This window comes from Parapedobacter deserti (assembly GCF_042646065.1).
GTDB classification, from domain to species: Bacteria; Bacteroidota; Bacteroidia; order Sphingobacteriales; family Sphingobacteriaceae; genus Parapedobacter; species Parapedobacter deserti.
Map to the genome: position 1 here is coordinate 322652 of NZ_JBHRTA010000008.1, position 22975 is coordinate 345626.

At 48.7% G+C, this 22975-nt stretch carries 21 protein-coding genes; 16 read left to right on the top strand and 5 right to left on the bottom strand.

Annotated elements, in window-relative coordinates; translation table 11 throughout:
* Positions 1-123 precede the first annotated feature (123 nt).
* The 9 genes from ACFOET_RS03225 to ACFOET_RS03265 all read left to right on the top strand — a co-directional run bounded on the left by ACFOET_RS03225 (position 124) and on the right by ACFOET_RS03265 (position 11111).
* On the top strand, positions 124-1299 hold the full coding sequence (locus tag ACFOET_RS03225; RefSeq protein WP_379019497.1) for an FtsW/RodA/SpoVE family cell cycle protein: 1176 nt from the start codon (positions 124-126) through the stop codon (positions 1297-1299).
* Between the two features lie 34 nt (positions 1300-1333).
* Positions 1334-2449, top strand: coding sequence for an undecaprenyldiphospho-muramoylpentapeptide beta-N-acetylglucosaminyltransferase (gene murG, locus ACFOET_RS03230; RefSeq protein WP_379019499.1), 1116 nt, complete (start codon positions 1334-1336; stop codon positions 2447-2449).
* A 42-nt stretch (positions 2450-2491) separates the two neighbouring features.
* Positions 2492-3847 carry a UDP-N-acetylmuramate--L-alanine ligase gene (gene murC, locus ACFOET_RS03235; protein ID WP_379019501.1) on the top strand — a complete coding sequence of 452 codons (1356 nt, stop codon included), beginning with the start codon at positions 2492-2494 and terminating at the stop codon, positions 3845-3847.
* Between the two features lie 4 nt (positions 3848-3851).
* The gene (locus tag ACFOET_RS03240) at positions 3852-4703 is read left to right on the top strand and encodes a cell division protein FtsQ/DivIB (RefSeq protein ID WP_379019503.1); all 852 of its coding nucleotides are present in this window, start codon (positions 3852-3854) and stop codon (positions 4701-4703) included.
* A 3-nt stretch (positions 4704-4706) separates the two neighbouring features.
* Positions 4707-6053, top strand: coding sequence for a cell division protein FtsA (gene ftsA, locus ACFOET_RS03245; protein WP_379019505.1), 1347 nt, complete (start codon positions 4707-4709; stop codon positions 6051-6053).
* 139 nt (positions 6054-6192) lie between these two features.
* Complete coding sequence (ftsZ, locus tag ACFOET_RS03250; RefSeq protein ID WP_379019507.1) at positions 6193-7896, top strand: cell division protein FtsZ; 1704 nt, start codon at positions 6193-6195, stop codon at positions 7894-7896.
* Positions 7897-8157: 261 nt separating this feature from the next.
* Entirely contained in the window at positions 8158-9399 is a 1242-nt protein-coding gene (locus ACFOET_RS03255) for an aminotransferase class I/II-fold pyridoxal phosphate-dependent enzyme (RefSeq protein ID WP_379019509.1), read from the top strand.
* 291 nt (positions 9400-9690) lie between these two features.
* Complete coding sequence (locus ACFOET_RS03260; RefSeq protein ID WP_188752434.1) at positions 9691-9876, top strand: histone H1; 186 nt, start codon at positions 9691-9693, stop codon at positions 9874-9876.
* Positions 9877-9965: 89 nt separating this feature from the next.
* Entirely contained in the window at positions 9966-11111 is a 1146-nt protein-coding gene (locus ACFOET_RS03265; RefSeq protein WP_379019511.1) for a sugar phosphate isomerase/epimerase family protein, read from the top strand.
* Here ACFOET_RS03265 and ACFOET_RS03270 read toward each other — a convergent pair.
* On the bottom strand, positions 11100-11741 hold the full coding sequence (locus ACFOET_RS03270; RefSeq protein WP_379019513.1) for a response regulator transcription factor: 642 nt from the start codon (positions 11739-11741) through the stop codon (positions 11100-11102). The two genes, ACFOET_RS03265 and ACFOET_RS03270, sit on opposite strands and share 12 nt — an antisense overlap.
* 274 nt (positions 11742-12015) lie before the next feature.
* On the opposite strand from ACFOET_RS03270, the gene mscL reads away from it, so the two are divergent.
* Positions 12016-12426, top strand: a complete 411-nt coding sequence (gene mscL / locus ACFOET_RS03275; RefSeq protein WP_379019515.1) for a large-conductance mechanosensitive channel protein MscL — start codon at positions 12016-12018, stop codon at positions 12424-12426.
* A 10-nt stretch (positions 12427-12436) separates the two neighbouring features.
* Here mscL and ACFOET_RS03280 read toward each other — a convergent pair whose 3' ends face one another.
* The gene (locus ACFOET_RS03280; protein ID WP_379019517.1) at positions 12437-13315 is read right to left on the bottom strand and encodes a ChaN family lipoprotein; all 879 of its coding nucleotides are present in this window, start codon (positions 13313-13315) and stop codon (positions 12437-12439) included.
* 129 nt (positions 13316-13444) lie between these two features.
* On the opposite strand from ACFOET_RS03280, the gene rpmH reads away from it, so the two are divergent.
* The 5 genes from rpmH (at position 13445) to ACFOET_RS03305 (ending at position 16753) form a co-directional block, all read left to right on the top strand.
* Positions 13445-13603 carry a 50S ribosomal protein L34 gene (rpmH, locus tag ACFOET_RS03285; protein ID WP_379019519.1) on the top strand — a complete coding sequence of 53 codons (159 nt, stop codon included), beginning with the start codon at positions 13445-13447 and terminating at the stop codon, positions 13601-13603.
* Between the two features lie 62 nt (positions 13604-13665).
* Positions 13666-14058, top strand: a complete 393-nt coding sequence (locus ACFOET_RS03290) for a ribonuclease P protein component (protein ID WP_379019521.1) — start codon at positions 13666-13668, stop codon at positions 14056-14058.
* Complete coding sequence (gene yidD, locus ACFOET_RS03295; protein WP_379019523.1) at positions 14055-14309, top strand: membrane protein insertion efficiency factor YidD; 255 nt, start codon at positions 14055-14057, stop codon at positions 14307-14309. The genes ACFOET_RS03290 and yidD overlap by 4 nt, the downstream gene beginning before the upstream one ends.
* A 62-nt stretch (positions 14310-14371) precedes the next feature.
* Entirely contained in the window at positions 14372-15073 is a 702-nt protein-coding gene (gene tsaB, locus ACFOET_RS03300) for a tRNA (adenosine(37)-N6)-threonylcarbamoyltransferase complex dimerization subunit type 1 TsaB (RefSeq protein ID WP_379019525.1), read from the top strand.
* A 183-nt stretch (positions 15074-15256) separates the two neighbouring features.
* Positions 15257-16753, top strand: coding sequence for a glycoside hydrolase family 130 protein (locus ACFOET_RS03305; protein ID WP_379019527.1), 1497 nt, complete (start codon positions 15257-15259; stop codon positions 16751-16753).
* On the opposite strand, the gene ACFOET_RS03310 is transcribed toward ACFOET_RS03305, so the two are convergent.
* From ACFOET_RS03310 to ACFOET_RS03320, 3 genes are all read right to left on the bottom strand, one after another.
* Positions 16742-17752, bottom strand: coding sequence for a glycosyltransferase family 4 protein (locus ACFOET_RS03310; protein WP_379019529.1), 1011 nt, complete (start codon positions 17750-17752; stop codon positions 16742-16744). The genes ACFOET_RS03305 and ACFOET_RS03310 overlap by 12 nt on opposite strands.
* On the bottom strand, positions 17703-19991 hold the full coding sequence (locus ACFOET_RS03315; RefSeq protein ID WP_379019531.1) for a glycosyltransferase family 4 protein: 2289 nt from the start codon (positions 19989-19991) through the stop codon (positions 17703-17705). The genes ACFOET_RS03310 and ACFOET_RS03315 overlap by 50 nt, the downstream gene beginning before the upstream one ends.
* A gap of 243 nt (positions 19992-20234) precedes the next feature.
* On the bottom strand, positions 20235-20837 hold the full coding sequence (locus ACFOET_RS03320) for an OmpH family outer membrane protein (protein ID WP_379019533.1): 603 nt from the start codon (positions 20835-20837) through the stop codon (positions 20235-20237).
* Positions 20838-21013: 176 nt separating this feature from the next.
* On the opposite strand from ACFOET_RS03320, the gene gyrB reads away from it, so the two are divergent.
* A complete protein-coding gene (gene gyrB, locus ACFOET_RS03325) occupies positions 21014-22972 on the top strand; it encodes a DNA topoisomerase (ATP-hydrolyzing) subunit B (RefSeq protein WP_379019535.1) in 1959 nt (652 codons plus the stop codon).
* The last annotated feature ends 3 nt before the right edge of the window (positions 22973-22975 follow it).

Sequence of the window (22975 nt, forward strand, 5' to 3'; positions counted from 1 at the left end):
TTAGGAGTAGCGTGCGGATAAAGGGTAGGGAAAAGCGCGTTAAAAAAAGTTAAGTCAAACAACGATGGCTGGGGAAGCAGATGGCTGAAAAAGCTAATCGCCGACAGCCGGTAAGGAGGTAAAATGGAACAGGCGTTTTCAAAGTTGAAAGGTGACCGATGGTTGTGGATTATTATCATCGTGTTGTCCGTTTGGTCACTGCTCGCAGTGTATAGTTCCGTGGGAACGTTGGCCTACAAGGAGGGCAAAGGCACGGAGGTATACCTTATCAAACATACGCTGCTGATCTTCGGCGGCTTTGCGTTGATGTATTTTTCCCATTTGCTGGATTACCGGTGGTATGCGGGTATTTCTAAGGTGCTGATGATTATCACTATTCCGCTCCTTTTGTATACGCTGATCTTTGGAAATACGATCAATGAGGCCAACCGGTGGGTGACCATTCCGGTAATCAACCAGACGTTCCAGACATCCGATTTGGCAAAGCTGGCATTGATTACCTTTTTAGCCAGGACCCTGACGCGCAAGCAAGAAAACATCAAGGACGTCAAAAAGGCCTTTTTGCCCATCATGGGTTCGGTGTGCCTCATTTTTGTGCTGATCGCTCCGGCAAACCTTTCAACAGCGCTGTTGTTGTTTGGAGTAAGTGTGTTGTTGCTGATCATCGGACGCATCAGCATCAAACAGATTGCCTATGTATGCTTGGGCGTATTTGTATTGCTGGTGCTGGTGGTGTCGCTCGGGCCGCGTAGACAAACCTATATGTCACGTGTACAGACCTACATCAGTGGAGAGACAGCTGACGATGACAAATCGTTCCAGTCCGATCATGCAAAAATTGCCATTGCCACCGGTGGGTTGTTTGGAAAAGGTCCCGGTAATAGCACACAACGGAACGTATTACCACACCCCTACTCAGACTTTATTTTTGCCATCATCGTCGAGGAGTACGGCTTTGTTGGAGGCGTTGCCTTAGTATGCCTTTATGTGGCGCTGATGTTCAGGTGTATACGTATCGTCACACTCAGCCCGAAAGCCTTCGGAGCGCTGCTGGCCGCAGGGCTGGGATTCAGTCTCACGCTGCAGGCGCTTGGAAACATGGCCGTGGCCGTGGGGCTTGGTCCCGTAACGGGTATCCCATTGCCGTTGGTAAGCATGGGGGGGACATCCATACTGTTTACCAGCGTGGCGTTCGGGATTATTCTGAGTGTAAGCCGTAACATAGATGAGATGAAGGAAAAGGAAGGGGCCGTGTCAAGTAAAAAAGTAGTGGTTGGCGAAATCCCTGCGATGGGATAGTATTAAGTATAAAAATGGACTAAGTAGGCAAGCGATGGGCAGACGAATCATCATCAGCGGCGGGGGCACCGGAGGGCATATATTCCCAGCGATAGCAATAGCTAATGCGCTGAAGCGTTTGGCGCCGGATACTGAACTTCTCTTTGTAGGGGCTAACGGAAGGATGGAGATGGATAAAGTGCCTGCCGCGGGGTACGCAATCGTTGGCTTGGACATTCAGGGAATCAACCGGAAATCATGGTGGAAGAATCTGACCCTGCCCTTTAAACTATATAAGAGTATCACTAAGGCGAAGCAGATCGTCCGCGATTTCAAACCGGATGTGGCTGTGGGCGTAGGAGGGTATGCCTCCGGACCTTTACTTCATACCGCCGCACAGTTGGGCGTGCCTTGTCTTATTCAGGAGCAAAATTCGTATGCCGGCATTACAAACAAGCGTTTAGCAAATCAGGTTGCTAAAATATGCGTGGCTTTTGACGGCATGGAACGATTTTTCCCGAAAGGGAAAATCCTCTTCACAGGAAATCCCATCAGAAGGGAATCTGTAAATGTCCGCAATAAGCGGTTTGAGGCAATTGAGTTGCTTAGCCTTTCTCCAAATAAAAAAACTATTCTTTTGACGGGCGGGAGCCTAGGGGCACGCACGTTGAACGCTTGTATGCTGATCGGTTTGGACAAGTTGGCGGCAGCGGATATTCAGTTGGTATGGCAATGCGGCGAATACTATTATGACGAGCTGAAGCAAGCGATAGGGAACAGATACGACGATAGGGTAAGGCTGAAGGCTTTTCTTCACCGAATGGATCTCGCCTATGCAGCCGCTGATGTCATTATTGCGCGAGCCGGTGCCGGCACCATTGCGGAGCTATGTGCGGTTGGCAAGCCCGTTATTTTGGTGCCCTCGCCCAATGTGGCGGAAGACCATCAAACCAAAAATGCGCAGGCTCTGGTAGATAAAGAGGCCGCATTAATGGTACGCGATGTCGAAGCACCGGACAAACTGATTGGTACCGCATTGGACTTGTTAAATAACCGGGCGATTTGCGACACGTTGAAAACGAACATTAAGCAGCTGGCGGTTCTGGATGCCGATGAAGTGATCGCACGAGAGGTACTGAAGCTGGCGGAGCAGAAGCGAGTTAGTAAATAAAGAATGATAGCTGGAAACTGATAACAAGACGCAAAGCGAAAGATGAATATCGACAATATCAGGCAAGTATACCTTATCGGGATCGGCGGAATCGGCATGAGCGCCTTGGCGCGCTATTTTCGGCACCTGGGTTGCCTGGTGTGCGGATATGACAAAACGGAAACAACGCTGACCAAGCAGTTGGTGGCCGAAGGCATCCGGGTAAATTATGCAGATGACTTCACACTGATAGACGATTCGTTTAAGACGGTGGACGAACATACGTTACTTATCTATACACCCGCTGTGCCCAGCGATTTGCAGATCATGAATCAGTTTCAGCAACTGGGGCACCCTTTATTCAAGCGTTCGCAGGTGCTCGGACTGATCAGCCAAAGCAGATTCACAATCGCCGTTGCTGGTACACATGGCAAGACAACGACGTCGACGCTTATTGCCCATATACTGAAGGACAGCGGTTATGGCTGCTCTGCTTTCCTGGGAGGGATCAGCACCAACTACAACAGCAACGTGTTATTTTCAGACAACGATATCATGGTGGTGGAAGCTGACGAATACGACAGATCGTTCCTGACGCTTTATCCCGACATTGCGGTGGTGACGTCTGCTGATGCGGACCACCTGGATATTTACGGCGATAAAGACCACCTCCACGAGTCGTTCAACTTGTTTTTGAGCCAGCTGAGTAGCGGCGGAAAGCGGATTGTGAAAGATGGCCTGCCGTTTGAAGCCGATATCCGGTATTCGGCCGATGGTCCGGCCGATATTTATGCAGACCGTATACGCATTGAGAATGGGGCGTTTTATTTCAACTGCGTAACGGATGCCGGCACACTTGCGGATATACACCTCGGTGTACCGGGCAAACATAATGTGGAAAATGCTTTGGCCGCCATCGCTGTTGCTCGCCAGCTGGGAATTTCAGACGATAAAATCGCCAAGGCGTTGGCGTCATTCGCAGGGGTGCGACGCAGATTCGAATACCTCGTGAAGAACGCGGAAACCGTCTATATCGACGACTACGCGCACCATCCAGAGGAACTGAAAGCATTCCTGTCGGCGGTAAAGCAACTTTATCCGACGAAAAGACTGGCCGTTGTTTTTCAGCCACATCTATATAGCCGTACCAGGGACTTTGCCGATGATTTTGCTCAAGTGTTGTCGATCGCCGATACGTTGCTGCTTATGGATATCTACCCGGCAAGGGAGCTGCCAATAAACGGTGTGGATTCACGGATGTTATTAGAAAAAGTAGCGTTGGCAGACAAACATATCATGAATTTCGACGATGTGCTGGACTACGTTAGACGGCACCGGCCGGAACTGCTGGTGACGGTCGGCGCGGGGGATATTGACTTATTGGTAGAACCTTTGCAAACAATACTCGAACATGCTTAGGCGAATGTCATACCGATTCAACTGGCGCAATTTGCTGTATAGCACGATAAGCCTTTTGGTGCTTGCCGGATTGGTTCTGCTGATGAGCTTTATCCGCACAAAAAGCAGCGAGCAGGCGTGTTCGGGCGTAAAGATTGTTGTATTGGGAGAAGAGTCGTTCATTGAGCAGAAGGATATTGTTGCGATGCTGACGGAAAGGCATGGCGAGCTGGAGGGACGTACACTCGAAACACTCCCGATCCACGAAATGGAAAGGGACTTACAGGAGGTGCCGTTTGTGCTTTCAGCGATGGTAACCATTGACATGGACGGGCTGCTCACGGTACGTATTAAACAGCGAGAAGCCGTGGTCCGGGTTATCAACAACAACGGTCTTGATTTCTATATTGACCGGCATGGGCAAAAAATGCCTGTCTCGTTAAAATACGTGCCTAGGGTGCCGGTAGCGAACGGCCATATCTTAGAGCCCTACAATGGCTCCCTTGATAGTATAGAAAGCCAGATTGTGAGGGATATATACAAGACCGCCCAATTTATCGGTGGTGACAGCATTTGGAATAGCCAAGTAGTCCAGCTGTACGTAAATGAACGCCAAGATATCGAACTCGTGCCCCGTGTCGGCAACCAGCAAATTATACTAGGCAATGCCGATTCACTGGAACGTAAGTTTGAAAGACTCATGTTGTTTTACAAAAAGATCGTACCGAAAACAGGTATCGGAGCATATAAATCCGTGAACCTGAAGTTTGCGGGGCAGATCGTGTGCGAGCGGAATGAGCACTTCAAACCCGTGCCAAACCCGACTATACAAGATACAGCTTATAATGGTTCAACAAATAGCATTAATACACAATAGTTTATGAAAACACAAGTGACAACTGAAAGAGACTCCCCCATTGTCGTTGGGCTTGACATCGGTACCACTAAAATATGCGTAACCGTAGGGAGGAGGTCCGGTAGAAACAAGATTGAAATCCTGGGCGTCGGAAAGGCAGAATCGTCCGGCGTGAGCAGGGGTGTGGTAGCCAATATCCATAAGACAGTAAACAGCATTATGCAGGCGGTTGAAGAGGCCGGTGCCCAGTCCAATGTTGATATTAAGGTTGTAAATGTAGGTATAGCTGGTCAGCATATCAAAAGTATCCAACATCGGGGTATTCTCACCCGGCGGGACGATAACGAGATCAGCCGCCATGACATTGAACGGTTGATCGAAGACATGTATAAATTGGTGCTCCCTCCCGGTGAGGAAATTATCCATGTGCTTCCGCAGGAATTCACCATCGACAACGAACCCGGTATCAAGGATCCAATCGGCATGGCGGGCCGGAGGATGGAGGCAAACTTCCACATTATTTCCGGGCACGTAAGTGCCATCAAGAACATCAAAAAATGCATTGACAACGCGTCGTTGGAAGTTCAAGACCTGATTCTTGAGCCCCTCGCTTCGTCTGAAGCTGTACTTGACGAAGCGGATAAAGATGCGGGGGTGGTACTCGTGGATATCGGTGGCGGAACCACCGACGTGGCCATCTTTCACGAAGGAATCATCCGCCACACCGCTGTCATTCCACTGGGCGGTAATATTGTAACGGAAGATATCAAGCAAGGGTGCTCCGTGTTGCGCAATCAGGCAGAACTGCTGAAGATCCGCTTTGGGTCGGCCCTTGCCGACGAGAATAAAGAAAATGAGGTCATTTGCGTGCCGGGGCTTAGAGGACGCGATCCAAAAGAAATTTCGGTAAAAAATCTGGCGTATATCATTCAGGCGCGGATGGAGGAAATCATCGAGCACGTATATTATGAGATTAAGTCTTCTGGTTATGAAAATAAGCTTATCGGCGGTATCGTGATCACCGGCGGAGGCGCGCAGCTAAGGCACCTCGTGCAGCTCGTCGAGTACATCACCGGCATCGACTGCCGAATCGGCTTCCCAAACGAGCACCTCGCCAAAAACGAGGTGCTACCTAAAACCAGCTATGATGAACTGAAGAGTCCATTGTATGCTACAGGCATCGGGTTGCTGATTAAAGGTATACAGGCGGAAGAGGAACAAGGCGAGCTGATGGAACGAAAGAGTCCGCAGGTATCACTAAAAGATATAACTGAAAAGGGATATAAGGAAAAAGGGCTCTTCAAATGGTTCCGGGATATCATTAAAGATGGCAACGAATTCGACGATGATAGCTATCTCGGAAAGAAATAATTTTCAACAATTGCCATTTTTTCCACATTATTAACACTTGTGGAAAACTATTGTGTAAAAAGTGCTATTATTACACTACGATAAAAGTGGAGAAATGAGTTTTGAAACACGCTCAGCAGGAGCAAAATACGATTGAGCTATGTCTTTTAAATTTGAAATGCTAAAGGAACAATCGGCAATTATTAAGGTAATTGGCGTTGGCGGTGGCGGCGGGAATGCAGTCAACCACATGTATAAGCAAGGAATCAGCGGTGTTGACTTCATCGTGTGCAACACAGATGCGCAAGCCCTCGAATTGAGTCCTATACCCAATAAAGTGCAGTTGGGTGCAAGTCTCACAGAAGGTATGGGGGCCGGGGCCGACCCAAGTGTCGGCGAAAACTCGGCCATTGAAAGCATTGAGGACATCAAGCGTATGCTCGGTTCCAATACCAAAATGTTATTCATCACCGCTGGGATGGGAGGCGGTACGGGAACGGGCGCCAGCCCGGTGCTTGCCAAGGCAGCCAAGGAACTGGGTATCCTTACTGTCGCCATTATAACCACGCCTTTTGCTTTTGAGGGCAAAAGAAGACGGGTACAAGCTGAGGACGGGTTGAATGAACTTAAGAAATACGTAGATTCATACCTCGTGATTTCTAATGACAGGCTTCGCGATATTTTCGGCAACCTGACCATGACCGCTGCCTTCGCAAAAGCCGATGATATTCTTACCACGGCGGCCAAAGGCATTGCCGAAATTATCACCATACCGGGGTATGTCAATGTGGATTTTAAGGATGTGCGTACGGTCATGAACGATAGCGGCGTGGCTATCATGGGTAATGCCGTAGCGGAGGGTGAGCATCGTGCACTGCGTGCTGTAGAAGGTGCGCTTGCTTCGCCGTTGCTTAAAGACAACGAGATCGAAGGGGCACGTTACATTTTGCTCAACATTACCTCAGGTAAGCAGGAGGTTACTATGGATGAAGTCACCATCATTACCGACTACATCCAGGACCAAGCCGGCTTGTCCGCAGATCTGATTTGGGGCAACTGTATCAGTGAATCGTTTGAAAACGAGCTGTCTGTAACCATCATCGCCACAGGTTTCCAAACGTCCGAGGAGCGCATAAAGGAAAAGGAAAATGAGCGGGTTGAAATCCCGCTTACTCCGGAGGAGCCGAAAGCGCCTTATGTAAAGCCTATCAACCAGTTTGTAAAAAACGAGACTTCGGACACTTATGTAGAACCTGTAGCTAATAAAGCGGAAGCTGGAAGGACGACGGCATCACCACGCGCCGCTGCACAGCAGGCAGACCTGTTCAACCCGCCGTCATCGAAGCCTCAATTGCGCAATAGTACGCCCGAAAAGGATGGTATCATCCGGCATACGCTGGCTTCCGAAGAGGAACCGGCGAAAGAGGAGCCGGTAGACGATGGCTATGAAGTGAAGGTCGCCCCTTCTGCATTTCATTTTGAAGTGCCGGCTAGTATTGACAGCCGGGCGCAGGAATCCGAACAATCAGCCAATGGTGCTCAGCAGCGGGAGCCTGAACCTTCTACCACAGCCGCGGACCGCGCACACGCTGCGGATACGGAAAAAACACCGGAGTATGTTGAGGAACAACTGCTGAAAACGAAAGAGCGGATTTTGAGGCTCAAAGAATTGAGCATGAAGCTCAAATCGGCAAACGGTCTTCAGGAGCTGGAAACTGAGCCTGCCTTTAGGCGCAAGCAAATGGCATTGGATGACGCGCCACATTCGTCCGAATCGCAGGTATCGCGGTTTACGTTGTCCACAGAGGACGGCATTACCGAAATCAGGCCGAATAATTCATTTCTACACGACAATGTAGATTAGTGTATATCCATCTATCTCTTTAACATTAGACTGTCTGGCAAGGACTCCGATAGCACCCAAGCCAAGCAGTTTTTTTGTTAGATAGTGGCGTTATGACATCCGGCTGTTGGTTGCATTTGATTTAAAGTTTATCTTTGCAACAATTTTCATCGGAATAATTGTTTTACATGGCAATGAAGCTCCCGTGATCCATTATATCCCTCGTCGTTTCTAGCGGCAGATCACGCAGGTTTCGAGCATATTTAATATTGAGAAACGATATTGGACTTATTTGATAAAATCGCGAAAAATCTGGGCCCGATAGGCCAGCATTATGAGTGGTCGCATGGCTATTTTTCATTCCCTAAGTTGGAAGGAGATATTGCGCCCCGCATGCTGTTCAATGGAAAGGAACACTTAGTCTGGAGTCTCAACAACTACTTAGGGCTGGCCAACCACCCCGAGGTAAGGGCAGTAGATGCTAGGGCAGCAGCAGACTTCGGAATGGCTTATCCCATGGGCGCCCGGATGATGTCGGGAAACAGTGTCTATCATGAAGAATTGGAGCAGGATCTGGCTTCCTTTGTTGGAAAAGAAGATGCATTTTTGCTCAACTATGGATATCAGGGAATGGTATCCATAGTTGATGCGCTACTTGATCGTAATGATGTTGTTGTTTACGATGCCGAATCTCATGCTTGTATTGTAGACGGTGTGCGGCTGCATATGGGCAAGCGATTTGTGTATCGGCACAACGATATCGAAAGCTGCGAAAAGCAATTAACCAGGGCCAAAAAGTTGGCAGATATTAATGGTGGTTCAGTATTACTGATTACCGAGGGTGTCTTCGGGATGTCGGGGGTTCAAGGGCAGTTGAAAGAAATAGCTGCATTGAAGAATAAATACGAGTTCAGGATGCTAGTTGACGATGCGCATGGGTTCGGTACTATGGGGCCGACAGGTGCCGGTACACATGAAGCGCAAGGTTGCATAGATGACATCGATATCTATTTTGGAACATTTGCAAAGTCAATGGCTGGCATTGGCGCATTTGTCGCTTCAACGAAAGAAGTTGTAACTTATTTGCGTTATAATATGCGCTCGCAAACATTCGCCAAATCGCTGCCCATGCCTATGGTTTTAGGGCTGAAAAAGCGCTTTGAACTATTGAAAAGCAGTCCAGAATTGCGGGAAAGGTTGTGGATCATCGCAAGGTCACTTCAGAATGGCCTGCGGGATCGCGGGTTCGATATCGGCGTAACCAACACCATGGTCACCCCTGTGTTTCTCAAGGGAGATTTAAACGAAGCCACTGCGCTCACGCGTGATTTGCGTGAGACATATGCCATATTTTGCTCCATTGTCGTGTATCCGGTGATTCCAAAGGGGCTGATCGAGCTAAGACTCATTCCAACTGCGGTTCACACCACCGAAGATGTAGACTTCACCTTGGAAGCTTTCACAGCGGTAAGTGAGAAATTAGCGGCTGGATATTATAAACAAGCCATGACTCTCCAATCGTAGTAGTCAAGGGTTAATAGCATAAACAACATAGAAGCGAGCAAAAGCTTGATAAATTGCGCTCCTTCGGCTTTTTGGTTACACGCTGTTATATGCATAATGTCTTGATATTCATGTCTATTGGTGGAAAAGGCATACCGCATTAGTTTGAATAATTATCCAAATGTGGAAAAAAAACTGCCTTTGCGGCCTGTTTTGGATTTTTTAAAGTTTTTTTTTCCGAAAAAAGATTCTACTTTTAACCCACTGTAGATTATTAACTTAATTTAATCAAAAACTAAAGGAGTATTTATTATGGCAAGTATTCAAAAATTTAATGAGCTTAAGAGCTTGATCGAAGGATTGGACGGGGATGCAGACAAATTCTTCAACAAAGGTAATAACGCTGCGGGCACACGGGTGAGAAAGGGCTTGCAGGACGTTAAGAACTTAGCTCAGGCAATCCGGTTGGAGATACAAGAAGCAAAGAACGCAAAATAGGTACAACGGTCGACGGATAAGTCATAACGTTATACAGCCCTGGCAAATCAGGGCTTTTTTGTGCGCGCCCGGCGCAAAACAAATAAACTATGACCGATAATCGAAATAACCCAATATGGGTGATGAGTTCTGCCTTTGATAAACTCACATTAGCGGAACTGATCAATACAACGAAGCAAATTGGTGCCCAAGGAATTGATTTGTGCGTTTTCCGCAGAGACGGTACAAGACACGATCACGTAGCTACGCATTTGGATTACGAGAAATTTACGGCGGATAGGGGCAAGCGCATTGTGGAGGACTTCAATAAGGCCAACCTGAAACTTTCCTTAGGGGCTTTCGAAAATCTGATCGGTGGCGATCCCGCGGAACGGGTAAAAAACCAAAATCATTTACTAAAACTGATTCGAATAGCTTACCTGCTGGGGGGAGATGCTAACGACGTAAAAGTCGGCACGTTTGTAGGCTATAACCATGAGCTGGGCGTGCAAGAGGGCGGCTTTCAGAAAAACCTCGATGAGTATAAGCGGGTTTTTGAGCCGATCATTAATTACGCGGCAGATTTGGGTGTTACTGTGCTCTATGAAAATTGCCCGATGGAAGGGTGGCGACCCGCCTCATTTACTACAACATATAATAATTTACCCGGTGTATTAGCCGCACGTAAGCTGATGTACGCACTGATCCCAAGCAAAGCTCATGGTGAAATCTACGACCCATCGCATGATGTTTGGCAGCATACGGACCCCGCCGCGGTAATCGCGCAAAGCGATCTGTCGCGCATCCACCGTATTCACGTCAAGGCGACGCGCAACCTCCGAACAAGAGCCCGGATCGATTGGGGCGGGATGTATCCGATGCAAACCGTAAACCGGGAGTTGGCTGCAAGGGCAGGAATATCCATTCCGGCCAACGACTGGGACCGCCACCATTACGAAGCGATGCTGCCCGGATTCGGCGGGTCTGACAGTATGGATTGGCGGGCGTTTATAGACGTGCTTATTGAAAAAGGTTTTGACGGTCCGTTTGAAATTGAGAATGAAGCTAAAAATTCGAAGGATACCGGTAACCTTAATGCGACAATACAGGGATATCGAGCGGCGATCCACTTTTTAGCGCCCATGCTATGGGGCTTAGATGATGCAAAGGGTTACGCTTACCGTATTTCTCGCCCACTGTCCCTACCCGAGGTAAGTGACGTACCCGTTGTGACGATGGACAGGCTACGCCCCTGAATGCAGACGGAACTTTTCGATCAATTCCGCTATGTTGTCTACTTGCAGTTTCTCAAAAATCCTCGTTTTATAGGTGCTCACGGTAGATGTACTGAGGTTGAGGGCTTTTGATACTTCCATGATTCCCAGACCCTGTACAAGGTATTTGGCGACATCCACCTCCCGGTTAGAGAGCTTGTTTAACGGATTGTCCGCTTTCAAGACGGATTTCCCCATAGTCAGTGTATTGTAATAGAGCTCCCTTACCTCCTGACTCATGTATTTTCCTCGTTGTATCACAGCGAGTATGGCTTCTTTGAGCTCTGCCTTCGACGTATTTTTGTTCAGGTAACCTGATGCCCCTGCTTGAAGGTAACGAAGCGCATACAGGGTTTCGTCATAAGAAGAAAATACCAAGATCTTGATATTCGGCTGGACCATCAGTACCTTTTCAACCATTTTTATGTTATTCCCGCCAGGCATATTAATGTCAAGAAGCAAGAGGTCATATTGCTTTTCCGATAACATTTTGATCATTTCATCAAAATCTTCAGCTTGGGTGACCTTTGCCAGTGGCAAAGCTTCCTTTACCACAATTGATGTGCCCAGCCTAACGATACCATGATCATCTGCTATCAATATCTCTGTCATGCGCAGCTAAATGTTGTTATAGATCACACCGTTCCGGTGGTCTTGGTTATTCATAGTAAAGATGTCAACTCGCAAACTAGTGCAAATATAGATTAAAAAATTATTGGCATAAACCTTTTGGGTTAAATTAATTGGATGCCGGTAAAAATAAATGCCGAATTGTTAATTTTCGATCAAGCGGTTAGCAAAGGCTAATGTACAAAAATAAATTTGTATAAATGGCAAAAATGCCCAACTTTGGCGAAAACATCATTAACTATATTACCTGATATTTATGGGATTTTATAAAGAATTCAAGGAATTTGCCATGCGGGGAAGCGTGGTGGACCTCGCCGTAGGTGTGGTTATCGGCGGTGCCTTTGGCAAGATTGTCACATCGTTGGTAAACGACATCATTATGCCGCCTATCGGCTTTATAACCGGGGGGATCGAATTCTCTGAAATAAAGTACGTTATCCGCCCTGGTGACGAAGCGAATGGCGTGGCCGAAACAGCTGTTTCTTATGGTAACTTCATCAATATTGTCATCGAATTTGCCATTATCGCATTTTGCATTTTCCTTGTCATCAAAGGAATTAACTCATTGAAACGGAAAGAGGAGGAGGCGCCGGCGGCTCCGCCTGCCCCTTCCAAGGAGGAGGTGCTGCTGACTGAGATTAGGGATTTGCTTCGGACAAGACAATAACTAAGAGGTGTTAAAAGGTTTTCGGTACGGACGGGTTTGTAAGGATGATGTAATCGCCTAAGTGTTCCCATTCCTGCCAATTGGGCTGCTTAAATGTCCAGTGCGGAAAACAAGCGATATTGGTTGCCGTCAGGCGGGGAGCGTAACCGTGCAGGTGGGCTACCGTGCCCAAACGTTCATCGCTATGGAAACGGCCGTTCAGATGCAGAATTTTTTTTATGCCTCTCTTCTTCGCTAGTTTGCTGATCCGGTAAGCCATTGTAGCGTCCCAGAGGTTTTGGCTTTGGTACATTTTTGAATTTCCCATGCCTTCATGACCGCCCATGAGTCCGGCGAACTTGTCGTAATACGCGCCCGTTAACGTGTCGATAGGCAGCGGGGCGAGCAAAGCCTTGCCAGATTTGTTCAGCGCCTTAAGGCTTTCGAGGCCTTCGCGCGTTACCCGGTTGGTGTAGCGGCTTGGAGCATTAGCAGCCAAGACACTTATCCCGCGCGCTTTGGCATACGCTACCATCGGGCGATAGTCTTCATAGTTGTTCCACAATGCGGCGTCCTTACTTAGATTGCGTTCGGTGATAAGGCCAGCAAGGTATTCATCCAATACCAGTTGGTCATCGCTGACGAACATTTCCATCGAGAGCGCAACGCCGTCATATTGTTCGTCCATTGCTTTAAACAGCTCGTATTGCAATACATGAGCTATCGAGTCGTTATGTTCTTCACCGAAGAAGACCACATCAGCGTGTCGTAACTCATCAACCATCTCGTAAATGGTAATTTCCCGTTGTGAGCGAGTATCGTATATGCGGTATAACGCGCTGTCTGCCTGTGCAGCAGCGCTCAGCATGGGCAATATCCCTGCTATGCAACAACTGATCAATCTTGCCATATTGCGAATATACGGGTTTCACAAAGCTGGTGCATGGAAAAAATATCGTTTATAAATTTGATATTTATGCCATTAAACCGTACATTTGCGCTCTCATTTTCGAGGGTTATATTAAAGATATTAAGCGTCATGAAGAGAACATTTCAGCCATCGCTACGGAAAAGAAGGAACAAGCATGGGTTCAGAGAACGCATGAGCACTGCAAATGGCCGTCGTGTGCTGGCTGCTCGGCGTGCAAAGGGTAGGAAACGCCTGACCGTATCGAGCGAAGGCCGGCACAAAGCCTAAGTTTAGCGTTGCCGGTGACTGCTTGCGTCCGGAGCCTTCAGCCGGTTTCGGATACGTCATCGATGATGAAAAAGCATACATTTCCAAAGGAAGAGCGGTTGTGTAATAAACGGTTGATCGACGACCTTTTTCGCAATGGTTCTTCTTTTTTTGTCTATCCCTATCGAGTCACTTCCCTTCGTGTTGAAGGGGTTAGTCCCAAACTCCAGGTATTGCTGTCTGTACCCAAACGCCGTTTTCGGTATGCGGTACAACGAAATCTGCTGAAACGTCGTATGCGGGAGGCCTATCGTCTTCAGAAAAACGAACGGTTATATCCGGCGCTGGAAAGCCAGCCGTTTGGAATGATACTGGCTATCCGGTATGTGGGGAACGAAGTGCTTGACTATGCGGTTATGTATGCGCGGATGGCAGATGTGCTGAGGAAACTGGGCAACGAAATTGAGATTCCATGAGACCGCTCAGATTCATTTGGCGGAAAGGGATTAAACCGGCGGTAAGCGGCATTTTCTTGATACTCATAAGGGCTTACCAACTGTTGCTGTCGCCCATGCTTGGCGCGGCCTGCCGCTATACGCCCACGTGTTCGCAATATGGTATTGAAGCTATACGTAAGCATGGCCCGTTCAAAGGCGGATGGCTCGTTCTGAAACGGATAAGTCGTTGCCATCCATGGGGCGGGCATGGCCACGACCCGGTACCATAACATCTGCGGCAACACGCGTTCACAATCACCAATTATAAAAAATCACTAACTTCGCGCCCATAATGCCCGAGCAGGTTATCCTTCAAATTGAAACGGCTACGCAGGTGTGTTCCATAGCGCTTGCCGCCAATGGGGTTACGATCGTGTCACATGACGTAGATGAGCCCAATGTGCATGCCGCTAAGCTGACCCTGCTCATCATGGAAGTGATGCGCAGCAATGGACTGTCGTTTTCGGACTTGGCAGCAGTTGCGGTGAGCAAGGGACCTGGTTCATATACCGGTTTGCGCATCGGAGTTTCTACCGCTAAGGGATTGTGTTATGCAGCGGATCTCCCCCTCATCGGCGTTGATACGCTCGCAGGGATGGCAGAAGGTTTTTTGGCCAGCTACGCCGGCCAGATCGATGAAAATACACGATTGTGTCCTATGATTGATGCTCGTCGCATGGAGGTGTACTCAGCCGTCTACAGCGATCAACTTGAGCCCATCCGGCCTACGCGTGCCGTTATAATTGATGACCAATCGTTTGACAGCCTCGCCCCGCATCAGCGGACCATCCTATTTGGGAGCGGTGTCGATAAACTCGTCGAAAGGTTCGCCGGTCATGAACAAGTGACAGTCGTTCCCGGGTTCAAAAATTCTGCAGGTCACCTAAGCCGGTTGGCCTACAGGGCACTCGCGGATGGCTTATTGGAGGATGTCGCCTATTTTGAACCTTATTACCTCAAGGATTTTGTAGCGACCACACAGAAAAAGTCGTGAAATGGATAACCGAAAAAGACAAGGTATGTGATAGGTCCACCCAGTCGAAGCGGTGCATACCCGTAGTGGCCAGCAGTTGCGTCATAGCCGAATTCTAAAAAAAACTTGGGTTTTGTGTTATTTTTCTGATAAAAATCCTTTTTTTTGCTCAAAGCAAAACGTACCGTTTCAATACCGAAATACATGCCAGTAACAGTTCTTAGGAAAGAAAAGATATTTCAGCCGGATTCGAGCAGAGTCATAGCCAGGTTCCTTTTTACGGGAGAAGAACGAGCGAAGCGTCTGATTATGGCCGTCATGGACCTTCCCGAGAAACAGCAGCGTGAAGTACTTAATCAGGTGCTGCGCAAATATGCCAAGCGCCACAGGAGCATCCAACGGATATTTATCAATCATTTTCGGCGGCTTGCCTCGGTTATGGAGCTAATGGAGATTGATCATAAGGGATTACCGGAGCACCTGAAGCTGCTCATCGGCTCTTATTTTACAATGGAATATTCCATTGAAGCCGCAGCTTTTTTCAACCCATCCATTATCGAACATCCGGACCAAACAGCCCTTGCTAAAGGGCAAAAACGCATCATCCTTAGCTTCAGGGCGACCGGCGAGGGACATATCTCATCCGTCGTGTTCAGGCAAGGCGTGTTGGATAAAGACATGGATATCGATGTGGAGCCTCCGGGGAAGATGCTTGAGGTGCCCGAACATGTGAAAAACCACACGTATCACAAAAAATCATTCCTTCATAAACTGAGGGAAATGTGGACGGACAGTGGATACCGGAATGATGAAGCTTACGAAATCATCAGCGAAGAGCTTAAGGAGACATTTACCTATGAAGAACTGAAACAGGCGCTCAAAGAGGTGCAGGTTAAGCTTGAGCCGAGGCAGGAAAATCTGGCTTTTTTACAGGAAGTCAAGTGGCTAGCATCTTCACATTATGAAATGACATTCTCTGCGGATACATCGGTATGCGAGCGTGTTATTTTCCCAATCGCCGAAACCGAAAAGAATGGGATAGAAGATGCACGTTTTGTGCGCTTTGTCGGTGAGAAAGGCGCAGTTACGTATTACGCCACCTATACCGCGTATGACGGCATTTCCATTCTTCCCAAATTGTTGGTGACGAAGGATTTTCGGCACTTCAAGGTCATGCCGATGCATGGATACATCGCTCAAAACAAAGGGATGGCATTGTTTCCGCGAAAGGTCAATGGAAGGTATGCCATGTTGTGCCGGATCGATGGTGTAAACAACTACATCGCCTATTCGGATACCATCAATGTGTGGCGCGAGGCCAAACTGATCCAGACCCCTCAGCAGCCATGGGAATTAATACAGATGGGCAATTGTGGGTCACCGTTGGAAACAAAGGCTGGTTGGTTGGTGCTTACCCACGGTGTTGGGCCCATGCGGGAATACGTGCTGGGCGCGTCGTTGCTTGATCTGGATAATCCTGAAAAGGAAATTGGCCGTCTTAAACAGCCGCTGCTCGTGCCCAGCCGGAAGGAGCGCGAAGGCTATGTCCCCAATGTGGTTTATTCCTGTGGCGCCTATATTCACGAAGGCGAACTGATTATCCCCTATGCGATGTCAGATTACGCATCGACGTATGCCGTGGTCAATGTCGACGAATTATTAGCAGCGCTGCTTAAGGGCCATGCCCTTTCAGCCGGATAATATCTGTTCATATACCCGGACGTAATTCTCAGTCATTTGCTCCTGCGAAAACATAGTTTGGGCCCGTAGTACACAGTCCCGCCTGGAAAGGTCGGGAAGCCTATTCAACGCTGTGATGGCGTCATCTACGTCAGCTACCAATATGCCTGTCTTGCCGTGAGCGATAAGTTCAGGCATGGAGCCCCGGTTGACTGCGATTACCGGTGTACCGCAGAGCATCGCCTCTGCTACGCTTAACCCAAAAGGCTCGTCGAAGCCGATCAGGTGCAGCAACGCAGCGGCATTTCCCAATAAATGGTTTCGTTCTTCGGGTCCTACATTGCCTACATATTGGATATGGTGGCCATCTATGTGGGGGAAGACCTCCTGGGCAAAGTAATGCTCATCTTGTACGAAGCCCGCCATGATGAGCCGCCTTCCCGTGCGCTTGGCCACATCGATGGCGAGGTGCGCGCCTTTCTCCGGGTGCATTCGCCCGAAATACAGCAGGTAGTCGCTCGGATGCTCAACGAAGTCGAACAGCGTAGTATCGATACCATTATATACGGTGGCGATATAGTCCAATTCCGAAGACCGGTCTGAATCGCTAATGGATACATAGTAGCAGGTATCATTGTATTTTTTGTATACTGGGACGATTTTTGGCGACGAAAACCCATGAATCGTCGTCACTATCGGTGTGCGGATCAAGCGTGAGTAGGTAAGCGGCAAGAAGTCAAAATGGTTATGGATAATATCGAACTCATCCGCCGCTTCCATCACCTCGCTGATATGTAGGCACTCCTCAACCTTTGGGTCAAGTGTGTGGTCTTCGGCATAGCCAGCCGGCGCGCTGTGCCGCAGTTTGCCTGCCGTCAGCGAGTCAGCGGTTGCAAACAAGGTCACATCCAGCCCCTTTCTTACCAAGCCTTCTGTGAGCATGGAGGCCACCTGTTCCCAGGGGCCGTATTTACGAGGCGGTGTCCGCCAAGCTATGGGCGCTAATATCGCGATCTTCATCGGTGTCTTCAGAAAATGATCGATTGGCAGGTTTTTCGAAAGTTTGCTGTACTGCGAGATAGGAAATAAGGTATGCAAGGGTGCTTTCGGCACCTTGATTTCGGTTTACGCCGTCCCTTTCAAGACCATCGCAACAGCCTCCGGTTTCAAAATCATATAGGCTCATCCGTAAGTCATTTTCACCCAAAAACCACATAAAAGCGGTGTATACCGCATGTAGGTACTTCTGATCTCCGGTATTGTTATAGGCCTGGAGGAACAACAACACGGTGGCCATGGCGTCCACAGGTTGCTGGTCGAACCGCGAGCATTCACCGTCCTGTTTGAACCACTCGGCGTTGCCGACGAGGCTGAGATGGCCTTTTCGCATGGTGTGCTTTTCGAGGAATGCCATGCTTTCGAAACCGACCTTTCTGAATGCCTCGTTGTTGAGAAGTTCACCGGCACGCATCATGGCAAGCGGCAGCAAGGCGTTGTCGTAAGCCAAGAGCGACTCATACCAGTGCCAGTCGTCACGCCGGTAGACTCGGTACTCATCATAAAGCCGTGCTGCCAGCCGGTGTGTCAGCTCCATCATGCCATCATCAGTAGGGTGGCCTTTGAGGTAGTGGTATAAGCCGAGGATGGTATTTGCAATGCTCCGGATGGACTTCAGCCGCTCAAACTGTGGCACGGCTTTGAAAAAGATCTTACGTGCCACCTGAAAATACGCATCTTTGGGTGCATGGGTCATTGTATAGCCGATGGCCCAGATCGCCCGGCCGAAAGCATCTTCAGATCCTACCTCGTCGAGGAAATGCCGATCAAAGGACATAAAATTCCGGAAAGTGCCATCATCGTTCTGGGCATAGTGGATATAGGCCAGGTAAGTGGGGACGTGCCGCAACGCCGTTTCATCCTTCATCCGTCGGTAGGCCATGAGGGCCATCAGCAACGCCCTGGCGTTATCGTCCAAACAATACCCCTCGTGGTAGTTGGGAATACCATAGGTGGCGTGCTGGAAAATACCCGTGCTGTCCGTGAGCCTGACTATATGGTCGAGCTTCAGTGGTGGCAGTATACTCCGGTCGAAAGCCGGATCTTTCTTTACCGGGTGGACGGAAGCGTGCTGCTGGACCTGTTGGAAAAGGCCGTTATAGACCTCACCGATTTTCGGCCAGGTAATTGTTTCGCCAAATTCCCAGGCCTTAGCGCGCATCATTTTCAGCTTTTCCGGATGGCCCAACAGATCGAGTAAGGTTTGGGATAGCTGTCTGCTGTCGTTGAAATTAAACAAGGCACCACGGCCGTCAGCGAGCAGTTCGGCCGCGTGCCAGTAGGGCGTTGATACCACGGCAGAGCCGACGCCCAAGGCATATGACAACGTACCGCTGGTGATTTGTACCTCATTAAGGTAAGGGGTGAGATAAATGTCTGTGGCAATGAGGTACTTAAATAGATCCTGTTCGGAAGCATACTGGTTAAGAAAAATGACATGCGGTTCCAGATTGAGCTTCTTGACCAATCGATGCAGGAAAAGCCGGTATTCCTCGCCGGCGTGTTTGACGACGTTTGGGTGGGTTTTTCCTAATACAATATATACGATGTCGGGGTGCTGGGCTACCAATGCCGGTAGAGCCGAAATGACGGTTTCTATTCCCTTGTTGCGGCCGATGAATCCAAACGTGAATAGCACCTTTTTGTCGGTAAGCTGCAGCTCCCCTCGTACGGCCGTCCGGTCGTAACTGATTTCAGGTACACCGTGCGGGATTACCGTAATTTTACGTTCCGGTATTTCATAGTTGTCGCCGAGCAGTTCAACGGCCTTTTCAGCCATTACCACCACGCGCTGGGATATTTTCGCGATTTCTTTTGCAATATACAGTTCGTTATGCGAAGGTTTCTTTAAGACCGTATGGAACGTGGTGATCACCGGAACGGCCAAGCTGTGCAGCAGTGACAGGATGTATACTCCGTTCTGGCCCCCAAAAATTCCATACTCATGCTGGACCAGGCAAATGTCGGCTCCGCGTTGGTTGATGAATTCAGCGGCCTTCAGGTACGTCTCGTGATCGTCTTGATCAATGACAAACTGCACCTCCGGCGGATAGTCGCGCGAGCTGCCCGGTTCATTGATGGCCACCACAAAACTGCCAGGAGAATTGTGGATTTCCGAAGGCAGCGAGTCGAATAAGTTCTTTGTGAAGGAGCCAATGCCGCATCGCCGCGGCTTGTAGGTGCCTATTAGTGCAATTTTCATGGTATATCTCTTTCTTGCCTTATGGCGTATTGCTATAACTGAAAACTTAGAAAAAAGAAATTAGTTTCAATAAGAACAAGACTGACAAAAATTCAGCTGATTTTAGCAGCTTTTGCCAGCTACGTCGGCATCTGCTGCCGTTATGGGAATTTACTAACATCATGCCAATCTAGGGAAAAAAAAGGAGGCTGCCTAAAAGGCAGCCTCCCAAGGGTATACATTTCCGTTAGCGACAGTCGTGCATTATTTTTTCTTTTCCTTTGCATATTCAGCATTCAACGCTGTCAGCACTTCGTTGGTAATTTCCAGACTTTCGTCTGCATATAGCACCGCCGGGTTGGAGGCAGAATACGTTAGCACCAACTTATAGCCGTTTTCCTTGGCATGCTTTTTCAAATAATCCGTAATTTTCGAATACAATTTCTCGTTTTCAGACGCTTCCTCTTGGGCGAACGAAGCGCTCGCATTCTGATTATGGCGGGCCAGTTCGTCCTGTTTGCGAGCCAGACGTTCCTCAGTGCTTTGCCTGTCCGCTGCGCTCATTGTTGGAGCCTTCTGTTGATAATCCGCTACTTCGCGTTGAAACGCGTTGCTGCGCGATTGGAGATCGGCCTGCGCCTTCTTGGCTTTGTCTTCCAATTTTGTCCGTATTTCCTTGAAATACTCGTATTTCTCAAGCAGTGTGTCTGCATTGACATAAACAATTGTTTCAACATTTGCCACGGTAGAATCCCTGCCTGCTGAGGCGATGGAAGGGGTAGACTGTTGGTTGTTGCAAGAAAACAGCGCTGTAGCGAATACTGCGCATATACCAACTTTAGCAATAGATGCGAATGCCTTATTCATCTTTTTCTTATCATTTTCTATTCAAAGGGCAAACCTAATATAAAAATCCGAGATATCCTTTACTTAATTGCGAAAGATGGACGGAGCGCAGGCGCTAGCGGCTTTCAACCTGGAATCTCCCGCTTTCATTTGTCGTAGTTTTTCCGTATCTTTGGGCACCGAATTTAACAACGATAATGAGCGAAGAAAAGAAGAATCAATCAACTTATTCAGCAGATAACATACAGGTACTGGAAGGATTGGAGGCCGTTCGCAAACGGCCTTCCATGTATATCGGTGATACCGGCGTTAAAGGCTTGCATCACCTGGTGTACGAAGTGGTAGACAACTCCATTGACGAGGCTGTAGCCGGCTATTGCGATGAAATCCGCGTCACCATCCATAGAGACAATTCTGTATCCGTTGAAGACAACGGCCGGGGCATCCCCACCGGCATCAACAAGAAAGAAAACAAGTCTGCGCTCGAGCTCGTCATGACCGTGCTCCATGCCGGCGGTAAATTCGATAAAGATACCTACAAAGTCTCTGGAGGGTTGCATGGTGTGGGTGTGTCGTGCGTCAATGCATTGTCAACGGTGCTTGTTGCCGAAGTGCACCGGGACGGAAAGATGTTTATGCAGGAGTACCATAAAGGGAAGCCGCAATACGAGGTGAAAACCGTTGGGGAGAGTGACCGCACCGGCACTAAGGTGACCTTTCGTCCCGACCCAGAAATTTTCACGATCACCACCGTATATAACTACGACACGCTGGCTAGCCGCCTTCGCGAGCTGGCCTTCCTAAATAAGGGTGTGCGGCTTACGTTGGTTGACGAGCGTGAGGAACAGGAAGACGGTTCGCTGCAAACGGAAGTGTTTTATTCGGATGGTGGGCTTAAAGAGTTTGTGAAGTTTCTCGACGGTACCCGACAACCCCTTATTCCTGAGCCCATTTACGTTGAGGGTCTCAAACAGGGAATACCGGTAGAACTGGCTCTTCAGTACAACGATACTTATTCTGAAAACGTTCATTCATACGTCAATAACATCAACACGATTGAAGGTGGTACGCACGTGGCAGGTTTCCGCCGGGGGCTAACCCGTACACTGAAGGCATATGCGGATAAATCTGGCCTCCTTAAAAACATGAAGGTGGAAATCACGGGCGACGACTTTCGCGAAGGGCTTACCGCCGTGATCTCAGTGAAAGTTGCCGAACCCCAATTCGAAGGGCAAACGAAGACCAAGCTGGGAAACAATGAAGTAATGGGTGCGGTAGATATGGCCGTTGGTGAAATTTTGAACAATTACCTCGAAGAAAATCCAAAAGAGGCCAAAACGATCGTGCAGAAGGTCATCATTGCGGCACAGGCCAGGGCAGCAGCGCGCAAAGCGCGTGACATGGTACAACGTAAGACCGTGATGGGCGGAAGCGGACTACCTGGGAAGCTGGCCGATTGCTCCAACAGTGATCCAACCAAGTGCGAAATATACCTTGTCGAAGGGGACTCTGCAGGTGGCACAGCCAAACAGGGGCGCGACCGCGAATTCCAAGCCATCTTGCCGCTCAGAGGAAAGATCCTCAATGTGGAAAAAGCCATGGAGCATAAGATTTATGAGAACGAGGAAATCAAGAACATGTTTACTGCACTGGGTGTAAGCATCGGTACGGATGATGATGCAAAAGCACTCAACCTTGATAAACTGCGTTATCACCGGGTCATCATCATGACGGATGCCGACGTGGATGGATCGCACATTACCACACTTATCCTGACGTTCTATTTCCGGTATATGAAGGAACTTATCGAAAATGGCTATGTGTACATTGCCACCCCTCCACTGTATTTGGTCAAGAAAGGGAAAGAGCAGGAGTATGCCTGGAATGATGATCAGCGGGACGGTGCCATTCAGCGCCTTAAAGGAGCCGGCAAGGAAGACAGCGTACATGTGCAACGTTATAAGGGTCTTGGTGAAATGAACGCCGAGCAACTCTGGGAAACCACGATGAACCCACAAACGCGGACACTCCGGCAGGTTACCATTGAAAACGCGGCAGAATGCGACCGTATCTTCTCCATGCTGATGGGTGACGAGGTGGCACCGCGGCGCGAATTCATTGAACGCAACGCGAAATACGCGAAGATTGACACCTAATAG